Origin of the sequence: Saccharothrix lopnurensis, assembly GCF_042658445.1 — a bacterium.
Lineage (GTDB): Bacteria > Actinomycetota > Actinomycetes > Mycobacteriales > Pseudonocardiaceae > Actinosynnema > Actinosynnema lopnurensis.
The window spans coordinates 51,475-67,039 of the sequence record NZ_JBHSQO010000002.1 but is presented as its reverse complement, the minus strand read 5'-3'; the positions used below and the strand labels follow the sequence as shown (position 1 = coordinate 67,039).

The window sequence follows — 15,565 nt, the reverse complement described above, 5'->3', positions numbered from 1 at the left end:
GGTGCGGGTTCGGAAGACCATGCTGCGCGTGGGCGACCCCCGCCGAGGTGTGGGTTCCGCCGATGGTCGGTTGGTCAGGGGATCGCGCGCCAGCGGGCGGACCGGTCTCCGGTGCGCAGGGACCGGACGCGGTGGCGCAGTTCGGCGGCAGCGGCCGACTTGCCGGGGGCCAGGCGGATGTAGGCGCCGAGGGCGTGGAGTTCGGTGATGTCGCGCAGCAGCACCCAGCCGGGCCAGTCGAGGATGTTACGGCCGTAGGCCGCCAGGAACCGGGTCCGCTCGGCTTCGGGTTCGTGGACGTGGTCCGGGATGCCGGTGACCAGGTCCAGTTCGCGTGGGCCGAGGCAGGCACCGTCCCAGTCGATGAGCAGCCAGTGGTCGTGGTCGCGGACCAGGTTTTCGCTGTGTGCGTCGGCGTGGACGAGCCCTTCGCCCAAGGGGAAGGAGGTGGTGGTGAAGGTGTCGACCAGGGTGTGGGCGCGGTCGAGCAGCCAGGCGCGGTCGTCGTCGGTGACGGCCGGGTGCGGGCGCCTGCGGTCGAGGTCCACGGCCTCGAACAGCCGCAGTAGCGGCTGGTAGCGGGGCAGCGGGAACGGCGGGATGGGCAGCGTGTGCAGGCGGCGCAGCGACGCCGCCAGGTCGGCCGGCGTGGTGGGCCGGTGGCGGCCGGGGCCGGGGCGGCGATGGCGCCAAGGTCCGGTTGGTCCTGCCCGGTGGACTCACCGGTAGGTGTGCTGCCGGAGCGGGCGATGCGATGGACGTGGTGGGCGCGCTCGGCCAGCCGGGTGGCGACGGGTTGGCCCTCCCATACCAGCAGTTCGGCGCGGCCGAGCCCGGCGAGTTCGGCGAAGCGGCCGTCCGCGCTCCCGACGAGGAAGTTCCGACCACCTTCGGCGTGGACGTAACGGGCGTGCGCGAGCAGCGCCACCTCGGCGGCGTCGGCGCCGGGCGGCACGCGCAGCGGCGCGATGTGCAGCTCGGCCAGCAGCGACGCCACCGCGTTGGTGTCCTCGCCGGTGGGCAGGGCGTAGGCGGCGACGACGTGGTGGGTCTCGCCCGCGGCGGCGAGCAGCGTCTCCAGCCGGGCCCGCAGCGGCCGGGGCCGCAGCCGCACGGTGCCGAGGGTTTCCAGGTCCAGCAGCAGGACGCGATCGTCGGCGTTCACGACGGCTCGACGGGGAGCGGAAGGTCGGTGCTGTGCATGGTCGTCCCGCCGGGGCTACGAGCCGTAGGGCCGGTAGGGCAGCACGCGCGGTTCGCGCGGGGGAGCGACGAGGTCGTCGCCCGGCCAGAAGGGGCCTTCTGCGGCGAACCGGTGGACGTGGCCGGTCAACTCGTCCAGGTGCTGTTGCCGGTCGTCCGGCCCGGCCTGGGAGCGGGAGCCGTCCGGGTGGTACAGCTCGTGCACGGTGTTCGGGCCGCCGCCCAGCAGGACGGTCGCGACCTGCGGCAGGCCCAACGGCATGGCGTCGCAGCCCTGGTGGCGGGCGATGTGCACCACGGCGTCGACGACCCGTTCCCAGTCGGCGACCTGCGGCCACAGCCGCCCGCCGTCCAGCTCGAAGGTCAGCGTGGACAGCGGCACCACGCAGCCGAGTGTGCGGCCGGGGAACTCGGTCAGGCACCGGTACATCCGGCCGCCGTCCGGCTGCGGCACCGCCGGGTGCAGCAGCGTCAGGGCGTGCACGATCGTCGCGTCGATCGGCACCGGGTGTTGCGGGGACCGGTAGGGCTCGTGCAGGGCGAGCAGGTACACGTCCTGGACCGTCACGTGTTCCCTTCCGTCGGCGTCCGGTGCGCGCGCCTGGTCGGCGGGCCTGGCGAGGCGTCCGCCGCCCATCCTGTCGCATTCCGGATTCGTCCGGTCGCCAAGGGTGAGAGCCTGGCAGGCGCGGTGGTGCGCGCAGGTCCGAGGCGGTGCTCAGGTCCCGGTCGTCGGGCGGCCTGCGTCGGGTGCGGTCCGGGCGACCTGCCGTGCCGTGTCGATGATCGACCACCACGGGTGGTCGGGGACCTGCTCGTAGAACAGCCGGGCACGGCTGATGCGGGGGAGTTCGCGGACCATGCCCAGCGTGACCAGGGTGGCCAGTTCCTTGCGGATGTAGGGCTGGTGGGTGCCGACGCCCTCGGCGGCTTCTCGCTGGAAGAACGGCCCGGTCCGGCCACGGACCCACACGGCCAGCGGCAGGCGCACGGCGCGGCCGAACAGGGCGGCGCTGAGTTCGTGCAGCGCGTCCGGCGGGACCCGGTCCGGCATCACACCCACTCTCTGATAGTTTCTATAAAATATATGCACGTTGCCCTGGTGCTACCGGAAGGGTAGGCGGAGGATGGCAGGCTCGGCAGCGGTGTCACGCTCGCCGTCGTCTCCCGGCATCACCTTCCCGGCCGTCGCCGTCGCGGACACCGCACCGGCCTCCGTCACGGTCCTTCCCGCCGCCCTGCCGCGTCGCGTCGCCGTCGTGATCCTGCCGCGCGCTGGGGAGTCGTTCGCCTCCTGGATGGACCGCTTCGCCGCCGAGCACCAGATCCCGCCGGGCACGGCCGCGACCCTGCTCGGCCTGGAGATCCGCGGCTACCACACCTCCGACGTACGGCCGGTGTTCTACGGCCTAGCCCTGTCGCAGACCACCCGACGCAGGCTGGCCGCCGCGACCGGCCTAGAGGCGGAGGTGCTCGACGACATGCAGCTCGCCCGCTACGACGGCACCGCCCTGGACCTGACCGGGCTGGATCTGAACAGCGAGGCCAGCCTGCGGCGGCTGCTCAAGCGGGAGTGGTTCCTGCCGCACGGCAGCCGGGCCTGCCCGCGCTGCCTGGCCGAGGCGCCGGTGTGGCCGACGTGGTGGCGGCTGGGGATCGCCGCAGTCTGCCCGGTGCACCGGGTGCTGCTGCTCGACACCTGCCCGAGTTGCGGCATCCCGCTGCGCCGCGGCTATGCCGGTCACCCCCGCGGGCTGTCCAGGGCGGTCGTCGCCGCCCCGGACGTGTGCGGCAACCACGTCGGGCCGGGCCGCTGCGCCCAGCCGATGGGCACGATGCCCGCCGTCCCGGTAGAGGAGCATCTGGTCGCCGCCCAGCAGGCGGCGCTGCGGGCGGCCGACGGCTGGCCGGTGCCCATCGCCGGAGAGCCGGTGGAACCGACCCAGTGGTTCCAGGCGGTGAAGTACCTCGCCGGGATGATCCGGTTCACCGGCGCCGTCGTGCGCCTGCCGCGTCGGGCCGAGGCGAGCACGCGGGCGTGGATGCGTACGTTCGCTTGCGAGTACCAGCAGCGCCGTGAGGCCGGCAAGGTCGTGCCTGGCAGCCTGCGCGCCATCCCGGCCGGCGCCGAACATGCCGCCGGGCTGCTGGCCGCTGCCCACCACGTCCTCGCCGCCCCGGACCGCCGGACGTGCGCTCAGGGCATCGCCCCGCTGGTGGAGGCAATGACCGCCACACGGCGCAGGACGGGCGGGCACAACCCGCTGCGGCACGTACGCGCCCCCGAACCGCTGGCTACGATCCTGGACAGGCTGGCCCCGCCGTCCTCGCGCGTCGCAGGGACGGTCCCGGTCCTGGCCGATCGCGGCGAAGTCGAACTCCGACACGTGCCCCAACAACTCGACCGCACCGACTACCGCGAGCTGATCGCCCGGCACCTGCCGGGCACGGCCGAACCAAGCGGACGCAGGCTCGCCGCCCTGGCCATGGCCCGCCTGGTCGGGGCCACAAGCTGGGTGGACGCCGGGCGACAGCTCGACATGAGCCAGCGCAAGGCCGCCCGGGCCTCAGACGCCGTGCTGCGCCGGATCAGCGACGTCCCCGCGTTCTGGAACGCGATCACCCAGGCCGCCCGGCGCTTGAGGCGGCGTCCGCTGGTCGACTTCGCCGCCCGCCGCACTGCTCTCGCGAACCTGGTCGAGGTGCCCGCCGAGGTGCTGGCCACCGGCTGCCGCCCCTTGGGGTTCCCAGTCACCCCGCAGCGCCGCCGCCACGCTGCGGCCTGGGTCTGGGCGGAGTTCACCTGCGCCGACGTGCGCGACGCCCCCGCCTACGCCGCCGAGTGGCCCAGCGCGACACCCGAGTCGATCCGCGAAGGCGCACGCAGGTTCGACACCTGGCTGCCCGCCCCGGTCGAGGCGGACCTGCGCCGATGGGCCACAGCCCTTCTGAACGGAGAGGAAGCCCGATGAGCCGGATCGAGTGGCCCCGAGCACGACGGCGGGTCGGTGTGTTCGGGCCGCGGCTGCGCATCCGCTACATCGACCAGCACTTCGTCGAACACGCCGTGGCGGCCGACGCAGCGGCCGGTATCGCGTTCGAGCGATCCCGGATGGTCCGGCGCATTCCGAGCTACCCCGGCCAGAAACACACCCCCGGCCGCTACTGGTCGGCCACCTTGGGGCATCTCATCGAGTTCGAGAGCTGGCTGGAATGCCAGTGGCTGACCGTCCTGGACTTCGATCCGCAGGTCGTGGGCATGGCCAGCCAGCCGCTGGAGTTCGACGGCGCCGACCCCGACGGCGCGTGGCGGCACGTCCCGGACATCTTCGTCCGCCTCGCCGACGGCTCGGCCCGGCTGGTCGACGTGAAGAACCCGGACCACCACGACCGCGACGACGTGCAGCGCCAGGCCCGCCGCACCCGGGCCGCCTGCGCCGACCTCGGCTGGGGCTACCAGTTCGTCGGCGCGATCGAGGCGCAGCGGTGGCGCAACATCTCCTGGCTGTCGGCCTACCGCCGCCCGCTGCACGGCGGCATCGACCTGATCCCACGCATCCTGGCGCTGACCACGAGGCCGGTCACCCTCGCCGAACTGCTCAGCTTCCTGGACGAATCGGCGATCGTGTTGCCGGTGATCTTCCACCTGTGCTGGCGCGGCCAGCTCGTCTTCGACCTGGACGCCCCGATGCGCCAGAACACCGTCCTACGCCAACCGGAGCACACACCGGCGGAGGTGCCGTCCCGATGAACAGCGCGTGGAAGCTGAAGCTGTCGGTCAACGACTGGATCGAGTTCGAGGACGAGCGCCACCAGGTCACCCGGCTGCGTGAGACCGTCGTGCACCTGCGGTCGGAAATCGGCGTCCCGCAGATCATCGCCGTGGCCGCGCTGGTAGCCGACCCGACCTTCCAGGCCAAGACTGTCCCGCCCGACAAGCCCGCCGGCCCGGTGCTCGACCACACCGCGATCCTGGATGGCCTGCCCGAGGCCGAACGCAGGCGCGTCATCGGGATGCAGGCCCATCTCCGTGAGGTCACCACCGGATTCCGCAGCGGCGACCCCGACACTGCCGCCGATGGGGAACCCCGCCCGCAGTACGCCCCGGGCCTGCCGCTGAACACCCGCATGGAAGCCAAGGCCGCGGAACTGGGCCTCACCACGCGCCGCCTCTACCAACTGCTCGACGCCTGGCGCTCCAACGGGCTGTGGGGCCTGGTCGACAAGCGTAAGACCCGCGCGAGCAACCCGTTGTCCGGCACCGACAGCCGGATCATCGAGGCCATCCGCGAGCAGTACCAGGCGGAGATCTCCGACTCCGCGGGCACCGTCGGCAACCGGTTCCGGCGCCGCGTGCAGAACCGGCTGGACGCCACCCACGGCCCCGGCACGGTCACCCTGCCCTCGAAACGGACCTTCTACCGGCTGGTCGACCACATCCTCGACCGCTCGCCGGGAGCACCTAGCGGCACCAAGCGCAGCGCGGCCAACCAGCCCGACAGGCCGTTCTCGTCGATCATCGCCGAACGGCCCGGCCAGATGGTCATGATGGACACCACCCCGCTGGACGTGCTCGCCTACGATCCGGCCACCAACGACTACGTCGGCGTCGAACTCACCTACGCCCTCGACGTCGCCACCCGCTGTCTGCTGGCCTGGCGCCTGACACCCACCGGCACCAAGGGCATCGACATCGGCGGGCTGCTGGCCGACGCGATCACCCCGGAGCCGATGCGCCCGGACTGGCCGAACACCCTGCGGTTCTCCATGCTGCGCGTGCCCTACGAGCGGATGCTCGACTTCGACGCCCGTCTGGCGCAGGCCGCCGCCCGCCCGGTCGTCTACCCCGAGGCGATCATCGTCGACCACGGCAAGCCCTACCAGTCCGACGTGATGATGCGCGCCTGCGACCGGCTGGGCATCAGCATCTTCGACGCCCGCAAACTCCAGCCCACCGACAAACCGCACGTCGAATCCACCTTCCGCACCATCCGCCTGGACTTCAGCGAGCACGTCGCTGGCTACAAGGGCCGCGACGTCGCCCACCGTGGCCGGGACGTCGAGAAGATCGCCCGCTGGACCATCGCCGAGCTGGAGGAGTTCTTCGCCGAATACGTCGTGGCCGTCTACCAGCGCCGCTGGCACAGCGGCCTGTTCCTGCCCGGCTTCCCCGACCTGCGCATGTCACCCAACGAGGCGTACGCCCAAGCGCTGGAACGCACCGGCTTCGTGGTCTGCCCGACCGACCCGAACCTGTACTACGAGCTGCTGCCCATCCATTGGCGCACCATCCAGCCCTACGGCGTGGAGATCGACGGGCTGATCTACACCGACGACCACTACGCCCTCTACAACCACAAGGGCGCCAAACCTCCGTACAACGGCAAGCACGCCGGCAAGTGGCCAATCCGCCAGGACCCGCGCGACCGGCTGCACGCCTACTTCCAGGATCTCGAAGGCGACTGGCACGTGCTGCGCTGGACCCACGCCCTCGACGAGCACCAGCCGTTCACGGACACGACCCTGCGTGAGGCCAAGCGGCTGCTGACGTTGCGCGGCATCAACAACGCCGAGCAGGACGACATCGCCGCCACCCTGCTCGACCTGCAAAACCGCATGGATGCCGCGGAATCGTGGACCCGCAGCGACCGCAAGCGCATGTCCCGCGACGCCGAACGCGCCCGCGCCGCTGCCCGCGACCGCCACCAGGCCAACCAAGCCCACGGCGAGCACCACCCCAGCAGCCTTGCGCCGCTGGCCCTCGTGCCGGACCTGGACGAGCCGGACGAGATCGACCAGACCAGCTCGGTCATCGACCTCAGCGACCTGGAGTCGCTGGAGGTCTGGAATCCGCACACCGCCGGGGAAGGGGACTGACGTGTTCGCCGACGAAGAAGACCAGTCGGAACCCAAGACGAAAGAGGAGTGGCGCGCCTACATCGACCTGGTGCCGCCACCCCGCCCCGACCTGCCGTCGCTCGCCGACTACGAGGCGATGTCCGACGACGCCCGTGAGGAGTTCGACGACGCCCGCGACGCGTACCACAGCGCCCTGGTGATCGTGCGGACCGAGCCGATGAAGCTCATCCACCAGGACATCAGCCTCAAGATGAGGATGAACCGCCGCGCGCCCGCAGGAGCCCGCCGCGGCGTGGTCATCGACGGCCCACCCACTGTCGGCAAGTCGACGATGGTCAAGATGTTCGGCGCGGACTATGAACTCGCCCTGCGACGCAAGGACCCCGAGAAGTTCACGAAGTCGATGGTGATCGACGGGTTCCTGTGTGACTACACCCCCGTCGTCTACATCAGCGTCCCATCCGAGGCGACGCCCAAGGACCTGTCCAAGGTCATCGCCGAATGGCTCAACCAGCCCTACCGGGCCGGTGCCACCAAGACCGACATCACCAACCTCGTGCTGCGCGCCATGAAACTCTGCGGCGTCAGCCTGGTCATCGTCGACGACCTGCACTTCCTCGACCTGTCGGCTAAGGAAGGCAGAGCCGTCAACGACCACCTCAAGTACCTGGCGAACTACTGCTCGGCCACCTTCGTCTACACCGGCCACAGCCTGGAGAAGTCCGGGCTGTTCCTGGAGGGCGCGGCCAGCAACCGGGCCACCCAGACCTCCGGGCGGTTCACCAAGCACAAGATCGACCTGTTCAAGGTCGGCACCACCCAGCAGATCCGCGAGTGGGCGTCGGTCATCAAGACGATGGAGGACGCCCTGGCCCTCTTCCGGCACCGGGCCGGATCGCTGGCCACCCAGCACTGGGAATACCTGCACAAACGCACCGGCGGTAGCATTGCGAGCCTGCACGCCCTGATCAGGCAGGCCGCGCTGCTGGCCACGGCCACCGGCAAGGAAGCTGTCACCAAGGCCCTGCTTGAGCAGATCACCATCGACGAGAACGCCGTCCGCGTCTACCAGGCGGCCACCCGGCGATCTGCGGTTCGCCAGACCCGGCCCCCTGCTGAACCCGCCGCTGGATAGCCCGGCGTCGGGCGGACGTCTCGCCTCGACGAGGCGGGGGACGAGCCCTGCCCGGCATCGCAGTCCACGAGTTCCATCCGGCCCGGCCCGTGTCACGGCGTGGCGGTCCGCCGACTGTTCCCGGCGCCCACCTTGGCGAGCAGTTCCATTAACCGCTGTCGTTGTTGCGGACTGTAGTCGGCCTCCACCGCCGCTGCGAGCATCTCCGGCGACGGCACCGTGCCGCTGACCAGCGGCAGATTGTCCAGCGACGGGCTGAAGGTCAACCGGCGGTGTCGGACCGGATCGAAGTGTTGCCACTCCGGCACGCAGAACGCCTCCGCGTCGTCGTTGTCGTGTACGCGGCAGCGCTGGATTAGGTACTTGCGGGCCACGTCGTCAGGCAAGGGGCCATACACCGACACCAATCGGGTGCCGGTGCTGAACGTCTCGTAGCCGGCCTGCTGGCCGCCATCAAAGGCGATGTTGTTGCAACGTGCGCCCCGCCTGGTACGGGCGGTGCATTGCCCACCGACCGTCCAGTCTGGAAAGACGAACAGCCGCAGCTCGCCGCCCACCACGATCGACACGACCAGGTTGTCCTCGTCCGAGTCGATCATGCCGTCGGCGCCGGATTCGACCTTAGACGCGACGTCCGAAGGTGCCTCCTGCGGCACCGTGTCCACTGGGTGCCCGTCCCGGACACCGGCCGTGTCGTCGACGAGACGACGCTGGACGCGCGTGTAGGACTCCCCGGTTTCTGCGATGACGTCGCGAACCGCCCGTTTCCGAGCCTTGTCCTTGGTCATGATCGGTCCCTGTTCGGCGAGTACCCACGCAACTCACCGGCTGGACTCGATAGCGACCGGTGACACACGACGCACGCGAGTCATGGACCCTTGTCCTCGTCGGCGTCCCCGGCGTGGGCGGGAACCCTCGGAAGCAGGCCAGCGTGCATGGCCGACCAGATTCTATGGGCATCTTCACAACTGCTGCCGGTGGGGCACGTCGCCCGGTGTCGAGGCCGGGTTGGCCCGGTGGGCATGGGTGCTCGGCCGCGTGCGAGGGCATCCGCCGCTCCGGGAAGATCGGCCCGCGGCTGGTCTCCGTGCTGGCAGACGGCGGCGGTACCGGGGAACTGCGCGCCCTGGCCGACGAGTCGGTGGTGGCCGAACTGGTCGCTCTAGCCTCCCGCGCCCGCAAGCAAGGGCTAGTCGAGAAGCTGCGCGGCACTGCCGACACCCTCGGCCACCGCGACATCGACGCGCCGCTGGGAGTGGCCGCGCCGGTGCTGGTTCCCGGTTCTCACCCCGCCGACATCTGTCGAGCTGCGGGGTGCAGAGTAGTTGATGTTGCTGGCGACCCTAGTGCGTTCCAGAGGCGCTGAGCGAGTCATCCCGACCGGAATGTGATGACGAACCTGACTACCGAGTTTGCATGCTACGGAAGACATCGGCCGCATCTTCATGTTGACCCTGGTGAGCGAGGGTGTTGCCGAGCTTCGTGAGAGTGGACGCGTCGATCCGGTGATGGCCAACTTCGCGCGCGAGGTTACGTGCCTGGCGCACGACCCTGCTGGCCTGGTCGTTCCGATCAAGGCTTGCCCAGCCGGCAGCCAGATCGGTGAGGGCGGCGACTTCAACCACCTGATCGCGAACGGTGCGCGCAAGCTCGCGGACTTGCTGGTAGTGCTTGATCGCCTCTGCATGTCGTCCCTGCTCAGCGAGAAGGCTGGCCAGTCGATTGAGGGCGAGTACTTCGGTCTTGTAGTCGTGGTTCGTTTGAGCCATGCGCCGGACAGCGTTGAACACGTCTTCGGTCGCCTCGGGGTGGCGGTCGACGATGTCAGCGAGGTCGCGTGCCAACTTCGCGGCTGCTGTTGGTCCACCTATGGCGTCGCCGGTTACTCCGCCGATGACGACACCGCGGGCCGACTGGCTGTCCGAGGGAATCTTGACAGGCCCCAAGACCTTGATATTGATCCCCGCAGCCGCAGGGTCACTCTGCGGCGGATCGCTGTCCCCACCTGCTGGAATGACATCCTGTGCCGAGGTCATGGCCGCGATCTCCCGGACGATGTCCGGGGTTTCCCTGCCCAGTTTTTGATCGACTACAAGTCGCAGCTGTGCGGCGGCGATGTGCTCCTCGGTCACTCGGAAGGAGGTCATGTGTCAGTTCTCCTCCGAGTCGGGCCGCCGGAACTCGTCGAGCAGTGCGTCCAGTACACGCCCCTGAAAGACGTCGAGCAACACCGACTCGTCGGCTTGAGCCAGGTCGGACTGCCCAAGTTTCGTCAGCAGCTTCAGTCCGGCCACGCGCTTGGCAGGGTCCTGGTCGAGGGCGAGTTCGGCGGCCCAGGTGAACCGACGCCACCACTCTTCGCGACGGGCTGCCAGTTCACGCTGTTCGGTGGCCCGGTCGTTGCCGTGAACCGAGTGACGGACGCCCAGAAACGCTCCACCAGCGGTCAGCAGACCGACGACGAGGGGAAGCACTGCCTGCAACCAAGGTGGCAACGTCACCATCCGTGTGTGGGCGGCGGACAAGCCGACAACGCCGTCGGAACGCAGGGTAGCGGCCTTCGAGGTCCCGCTCGTGGCCTGAGCGCTGGGCGCGTCGCTGGCTAGCGGTCACGCTCGACGTCTTCGTCGGGCTCGATCCAGTCGTATGGATCTTCGTGGATCAGCTCGATCGGGGCGGTGAGTTCGAGCAGTTCCAACTCGCTGGAGTCGAGGCTGAGGCCGCAGACAGTGCAGTCATAGTGCTCGGGGTAGAACATGACGGTTGCTTCGGCGTTCCCGTCGCCGTCTGATCGAAGCTCGAACATGGCTGAACCGGAGAACCATCCCCGTCCTTCGCAGGCCGGGCAGGAGTCGGCCCGTTCCAGTTGCCCGAGATCATGGGCGTGGGGAATCTGGGCGCTGATGGCTCCGACCATGGCCGCGCGCTGCTGGTCCGAGGCCCAGCCCAGACGTTCGAGGAACGTGTGCTTCGCGCGGGTGATCTTTGCGGTGACTGCGAGCCGCAGTTCTGTCGTGTGCTCGTTGACGAGGTCGTCTCGGAGTTGGCTGTAGCTGCCCCAGTAGGTCTGGACCCGGTCGTCGAACCCTGGCAATTGCTCGATCTCGGCCAAGACGGGGATGGCGACCCTGACGGCTGTGGTCAGCACTGCCCGAACTTCGGCCTCGTCGTGGTAACCGGCGTGGGCGACGCCGTCGCGGGCCGCCCGGACCGGCTCGAAGTCGTTGACCGTGACGGTGACCTTAGGGACCAGTCGCCTGACCCGGTCGAACGCGACACTCAGACCGATCGTCTTGGTCCGTGAACGAGGGGTCCTCGTGCGGTCGGCGTGACCGGTGGCGTGCAGGAGGGATTCCCAGTTCTTCTCGTCGACGATGTGGGCCGGGTGCAGGGAAGCCAGATATGCCTTGAGCAGGTGTTCCATGGCGACGCCGACGTGGTGGACGGCGAAGTCCGCGGACCCGTCGTTGCGGGAGAACGCCGCCAGCCCCTGCGCCATCCAGCGCTGGGACGACGACATCAGTTGGGCAGGGTCCATGAGCGGCAACTCTAGCGATCGTCGTTCGAGCGACCTGCTGCTCTGCGGCGGCGAGCCAGCATGGCGATGATGAGGTGTTCGCGTAGCGCTGCGATGTCGCGGTCGGTGCGGGCGGCGTTGGCGCAGGTGGGATGGCATCGTGGCCAGGTGGGGCCGTCATCGCTGTCGGCGTCGTCCTGGCAGGCGGCGGTGGCCGGGCGCCAGATGCAGGTCAGCAAGCTGTCCGTGGTGGATTTGCATGCCTGCGTACTGAAATCTTCACGGCCCCAAACTCGACGCTTCAAGATCAACAAGAGATTTCCCTGACCAGCTCAGAGCAGGTTCGTACTGAAATCTTCGCTGGCGCCCGACAGGCGGTGCGGGCACCCTGCACGCCAACTCGCCGGCCGAGGTCCCGGCGCGGCTGGAGGCGTTGGCCGCCCTCGGGGGGCTGGACCGGCACGCGCTGCACAGCCAACTGGCCGCGGCGGTCAAGGTCGTGCTCCACGTGCGCCGCGCCCCCGACGGCACCCGGCACCTGGCGGGAATCGGCGTGCTGCACCGCCGGGACGGTGACGTGGTGGTCGAGCCGGCCTGGCAGCGCGACACGGGCTGGCACAGCGCTGCGGTCGCACTGAGGTCCCTGGTGGGTTGGCCGGAGCCGCGCTCCTCGCCGCCTCCGGCACCTACGGCGGACCTGGCACCTCCGCCGGACCTGGCACCCATGACAGGTGTGGCGCTCACGCCGGGCCTGGCACCTGCGTCGGGCCTGGCGCCCTCGCCGGACGCGATATCCACGCCAGCTGTGGCACTCGTGCCGGGCGGGGCACTCGTGCCGGGCGGGGCGGATGCGCCCGGCTGGGGCAATGCGGCTGACGGGCCTGGCAGGACCGGCCCGACTGGCGCGGCGGAGGTAGCCGGCGGGGCGGAGCCATCCGGTCGAGCCTGTGGGGCGGAGTTGGCCGGCGGGGCGGAGCTGGCCGGTGGAGCCGGCGGGGCAGAGGTGGTCGGCAGGGCAAAACTGGCCGCTGGGGCCGGCGGGGCGAGGTCGGTGGCCGCGCCGCCGCTCATCGGCACGGCACCGCTGCCCGAAACCATCCCCGTGGTCAGGTCGAAGTCCGAGGCGGGTGTGCCGTGAGCCTCCTGCTGCTGGCGGCTGCGGTCCTGCTTTATCCATCACGCTCAGCTCGCCGACGCTTGGCTCTGCTCCGGGGGCGGCCGGTGCGCCGGTGGCGGCTCCCGGCCCCCGGTCGGCCGGTCGTGGTGGCGGTGGGCGCGGCCGTCGGTCTGCTCGCCGGTGTCGGGGGTGCGATCGCGGGCGCGGTGCTGGCGGTGACCGCCTGGCACGGTCACCGCGAGACCGTGGGTCGGCGCGCGCGACTCCGGACTTCCGCAGCCTTGGCCGAGGGCTTGAACGCCTTCGTCGCCGAACTGCGCACGGGCGCGCACCCGGCCAGGGCCGCCGCCTGCGCGGCCGAGGACGCGGAGCCGCCGGCCGGCGAGGTCTTGCGGGCCATCGCCGCCGCGTCGGCTCGGGGCGGTGACGTCGAGGTGGCGCTGGCGGGGTTCCCGGACGCCCGTCACCTGGCGCGGGCGTGGCGGTTGGCGGCGGAGCACGGCGTGCCGCTGGCCGACGTGCTGGAGGCGGTGCGCCGGGACCTGGACCGGCGCGCGACGTTCACCCGGCAGGTCCAGGCCCGCATGGCGGGGCCGCGTGCCAGCGCCGCCGTCCTGGCCGGTCTGCCGCTGTTCGGGGTCCTGCTGGGCGAGTTGTCCGGAGCGGGTCCGCTCGCCGTGCTGATCGGTACCGGGGCGGGGCAGGTGCTCCTGGTCGTCGGCGCGCTGCTGATCTGCGCGGGACTGCGCTGGAGCGGTCGGCTGACCAGGCAGGTGATCCCGTGAGCCTCTTCCTGCTCGCCTTGGCGCTGCTGGTGTTCCCACCACCCCGGAGAGCCGCGTCGAGGCTCAAGCCGGCCCGCGCCCACCCGCGCGAGCTCAAACCCGTCCCGCCGGACCCGCTCGCGGCGGCGGCGACCTGGGACCTGCTCGCGGCGGCGCTCCGGGCGGGGCTGCCCGTGGCCAGGGCCGTGCACGCCGTGCGTTCGGGTGTGCCGCCCGGCCCGGCCGAACGCCTGCGCGAGGTCGGGGACCTCCTCGCCCTGGGCGCGGACCCGGTGACCGCGTGGTCCAGGGCCCTGGACCACCCCGACATCGCGCCGCTGGCACGGGCGGCCCGGCGGACGGCCCGCTCCGGCGCGGCGCTGGCGAGCGCGGCGGCGGACCTCGCCGCCGAGGCGCGGGCGAAGGTGTCCGACCAGGCCGAGGCCCGTGCGCAACGGGCGGCGGTGCTGGTGGCGGGGCCGCTGGCGCTGTGCTTCCTGCCCGCCTTCCTGTGCCTCGGCGTGGTGCCGGTGGTGATCGGTCTGGTCGGCGGGGTGAGCGAACGATGATGAATGTCCACTTTGGAGGAAAGGGGAAGAAGTTGTTGGACGACAGGGGAACTTCGACGGTGGAGTACTCGCTCTGCCTGCTCGCCGCCGCCGCACTGGCGACGATCTTGATCGTGGTGGTGAACGGCGACTGGGTGGCCAGGGAGGTCCAGGAAATGCTGGAACGGGCTTTCACGGTGACCGCATGAGGACCGGCTGCGCGTCGAACCGGGAGAACTCGGCGGCCCGGGGGAAGAGCAGGGGGAAGTGGTGGCTTCACCGGGTCCGCGCCAGGGCCGAGCCGGGGGAGGAGTTGCCCCGGAACAACTCACCGACCGGGGCGGTCGCGGGCGCCGCGCCGGACGCCCGGACCGCGCCGGACGCCCGGACCGCACCGGCCGCATCGGCCGCAGCGGCTGCGCTGACCGCACTGGTCCTGCCGGTCCTGCCCGCCCTGCCCGCCGTGGATGGCGTGGACGGCGGTGGGCGGGCTGCGGGGCGCGGTCGGCGTCGGGGCGGGTGGTGCTCGCGGTGGCGGTGGGTGTTGCGCGGGGACCGGGGCGCGGTGACCGTCGAGGCGGCGATCGTGATGTCCGGGTTGGTCATCGTGCTGGTGCTGGGTGCGTCGGCGGTGATGGCGGTCGTGGGCCAGGTCCGGTGCACGGACGCGGCCCGGGAGGCGGCTCGGCTCGTCGCTCGGGGGGACGAGGGGCGGGTGGGTGCCGTGGTGCGGGCGATCGCTCCGGTCGGGGCGTGGGTGTCGGTTCGGCGGGAAGGGGACGGGGCCTGGGTCGAGGTGGCCGTCTCCCGGTTGGGCGTGGAGTTGCGGGCCCGTGCTTACGCGGTCGTGGAGCCGGGGGTGGTGGGGGTGCGATGAGGAGGTTGCGGCTCGGGGACGACCGAGGGGCCGCTTCGGTGTTCGCGGTCGGTGTCGCGGGGGTGTGGTTCGGGCTCGTCCTGGTGGGGGTGCACGTCGGGGAGGCCGTGGTGGCTCGGCACCGGGTGACCGCTGCCGCCGACCTCGCGGCGGTGGCGGCGGCCGGGCACCTGGTGGCGGGGGTCGGCGCGGCGTGCGGGAAGGCCGAGGTGGTGGTGGGGCGGATGGGTGGTCGGTTGGCCGGTTGCGAGGTGGACGGGTGGGAGGTGAGCGTCCTGGTGGTCGGTGAGGACCGGTCGTCCGGTGGTTCCGCGGTGTCCGGTGGTTCTCCGCTGTTCGGCGGTTCTCCGTTGTTCGGCGCGCCGAGCGCGCGGGCGCGGGCAGGCCCGGCTGAAGGATGAACCCCTGCTTTCGCGACGAGCGGTCGTTCATCGGCGGTGAGCGGGCTCACCAGGCCGCAGATTCGCGGCCTGGCGGGGTACGGGCAGTTCCCCCGCCGTTCTGCCGCTCGTCCGCGGCTGTTTCGCTCGCCGTGCCGAATCGAC

The 15,565-nt window shown here is 71.0% G+C and carries 16 protein-coding genes and 2 pseudogenes; 10 read left to right on the top strand and 8 right to left on the bottom strand.

Annotation, left to right across the window (positions count from 1 at the left end; all coding sequences use genetic code 11):
* Positions 1-74: 74 nt before the first annotated feature.
* From ACFP3R_RS02345 to ACFP3R_RS02335, 3 genes and pseudogenes are all read right to left on the bottom strand, one after another.
* Positions 75-656: pseudogene (locus tag ACFP3R_RS02345) on the bottom strand (phosphotransferase family protein); the annotation flags it as partial.
* Between the two features lie 563 nt (positions 657-1,219).
* A complete protein-coding gene (locus ACFP3R_RS02340) occupies positions 1,220-1,771 on the bottom strand; it encodes a hypothetical protein (RefSeq protein ID WP_380632235.1) in 552 nt (183 codons plus the stop codon).
* Between the two features lie 150 nt (positions 1,772-1,921).
* Positions 1,922-2,257: a hypothetical protein gene (locus ACFP3R_RS02335; RefSeq protein WP_380632233.1), complete on the bottom strand. Its 336-nt coding sequence runs from the start codon at positions 2,255-2,257 to the stop codon at positions 1,922-1,924.
* A gap of 91 nt (positions 2,258-2,348) precedes the next feature.
* On the opposite strand from ACFP3R_RS02335, the gene ACFP3R_RS02330 reads away from it, so the two are divergent.
* Genes ACFP3R_RS02330 through ACFP3R_RS02315 form a run of 4 tightly spaced genes read left to right on the top strand, consistent with a single transcriptional unit; the run spans position 2,349 to position 8,197 of the window.
* Entirely contained in the window at positions 2,349-4,175 is a 1,827-nt protein-coding gene (locus tag ACFP3R_RS02330) for a TniQ family protein (protein WP_380632232.1), read from the top strand.
* Positions 4,172-4,954 (top strand): TnsA-like heteromeric transposase endonuclease subunit, encoded by a 783-nt coding sequence (locus ACFP3R_RS02325; protein WP_380632229.1) that lies wholly within the window; start codon positions 4,172-4,174, stop codon positions 4,952-4,954. The genes ACFP3R_RS02330 and ACFP3R_RS02325 overlap by 4 nt, the downstream gene beginning before the upstream one ends.
* Positions 4,951-7,080 (top strand): hypothetical protein, encoded by a 2,130-nt coding sequence (locus tag ACFP3R_RS02320; RefSeq protein WP_380632226.1) that lies wholly within the window; start codon positions 4,951-4,953, stop codon positions 7,078-7,080. The genes ACFP3R_RS02325 and ACFP3R_RS02320 overlap by 4 nt, the downstream gene beginning before the upstream one ends.
* Position 7,081: 1 nt before the next feature.
* Positions 7,082-8,197: a TniB family NTP-binding protein gene (locus tag ACFP3R_RS02315; protein WP_380632224.1), complete on the top strand. Its 1,116-nt coding sequence runs from the start codon at positions 7,082-7,084 to the stop codon at positions 8,195-8,197.
* Between the two features lie 92 nt (positions 8,198-8,289).
* Here ACFP3R_RS02315 and ACFP3R_RS02310 read toward each other — a convergent pair whose 3' ends face one another.
* The 5 genes from ACFP3R_RS02310 to ACFP3R_RS02290 form a co-directional block, all read right to left on the bottom strand.
* Entirely contained in the window at positions 8,290-8,985 is a 696-nt protein-coding gene (locus ACFP3R_RS02310; protein ID WP_380632222.1) for a hypothetical protein, read from the bottom strand.
* Positions 8,986-9,600: 615 nt separating this feature from the next.
* The gene (locus ACFP3R_RS02305) at positions 9,601-10,344 is read right to left on the bottom strand and encodes a tetratricopeptide repeat protein (protein WP_380632221.1); all 744 of its coding nucleotides are present in this window, start codon (positions 10,342-10,344) and stop codon (positions 9,601-9,603) included.
* Positions 10,345-10,347: 3 nt separating this feature from the next.
* Positions 10,348-10,671: a hypothetical protein gene (locus ACFP3R_RS02300; protein ID WP_380632219.1), complete on the bottom strand. Its 324-nt coding sequence runs from the start codon at positions 10,669-10,671 to the stop codon at positions 10,348-10,350.
* Between the two features lie 128 nt (positions 10,672-10,799).
* On the bottom strand, positions 10,800-11,735 hold the full coding sequence (locus ACFP3R_RS02295) for a hypothetical protein (protein ID WP_380632217.1): 936 nt from the start codon (positions 11,733-11,735) through the stop codon (positions 10,800-10,802).
* 11 nt (positions 11,736-11,746) lie between these two features.
* Positions 11,747-12,028 carry a hypothetical protein gene (locus ACFP3R_RS02290; protein WP_380632216.1) on the bottom strand — a complete coding sequence of 94 codons (282 nt, stop codon included), beginning with the start codon at positions 12,026-12,028 and terminating at the stop codon, positions 11,747-11,749.
* Between the two features lie 59 nt (positions 12,029-12,087).
* On the opposite strand from ACFP3R_RS02290, the pseudogene ACFP3R_RS02285 reads away from it, so the two are divergent.
* From ACFP3R_RS02285 to ACFP3R_RS02260, 6 genes and pseudogenes are all read left to right on the top strand, one after another.
* Positions 12,088-12,363, top strand: a pseudogene (locus tag ACFP3R_RS02285) (TadA family conjugal transfer-associated ATPase); the annotation flags it as partial.
* 548 nt (positions 12,364-12,911) lie between these two features.
* On the top strand, positions 12,912-13,616 hold the full coding sequence (locus ACFP3R_RS02280; RefSeq protein ID WP_380632214.1) for a type II secretion system F family protein: 705 nt from the start codon (positions 12,912-12,914) through the stop codon (positions 13,614-13,616).
* Entirely contained in the window at positions 13,613-14,164 is a 552-nt protein-coding gene (locus ACFP3R_RS02275) for a type II secretion system F family protein (RefSeq protein ID WP_380632212.1), read from the top strand. The genes ACFP3R_RS02280 and ACFP3R_RS02275 overlap by 4 nt, the downstream gene beginning before the upstream one ends.
* Entirely contained in the window at positions 14,161-14,352 is a 192-nt protein-coding gene (locus ACFP3R_RS02270) for a DUF4244 domain-containing protein (RefSeq protein ID WP_380632210.1), read from the top strand. Before ACFP3R_RS02275 ends, ACFP3R_RS02270 begins: the two co-directional genes overlap by 4 nt.
* Positions 14,349-15,020 carry a TadE family type IV pilus minor pilin gene (locus tag ACFP3R_RS02265; protein WP_380632208.1) on the top strand — a complete coding sequence of 224 codons (672 nt, stop codon included), beginning with the start codon at positions 14,349-14,351 and terminating at the stop codon, positions 15,018-15,020. Before ACFP3R_RS02270 ends, ACFP3R_RS02265 begins: the two co-directional genes overlap by 4 nt.
* On the top strand, positions 15,017-15,421 hold the full coding sequence (locus ACFP3R_RS02260; RefSeq protein ID WP_380632207.1) for an Rv3654c family TadE-like protein: 405 nt from the start codon (positions 15,017-15,019) through the stop codon (positions 15,419-15,421). Before ACFP3R_RS02265 ends, ACFP3R_RS02260 begins: the two co-directional genes overlap by 4 nt.
* Positions 15,422-15,565 lie beyond the last annotated feature (144 nt).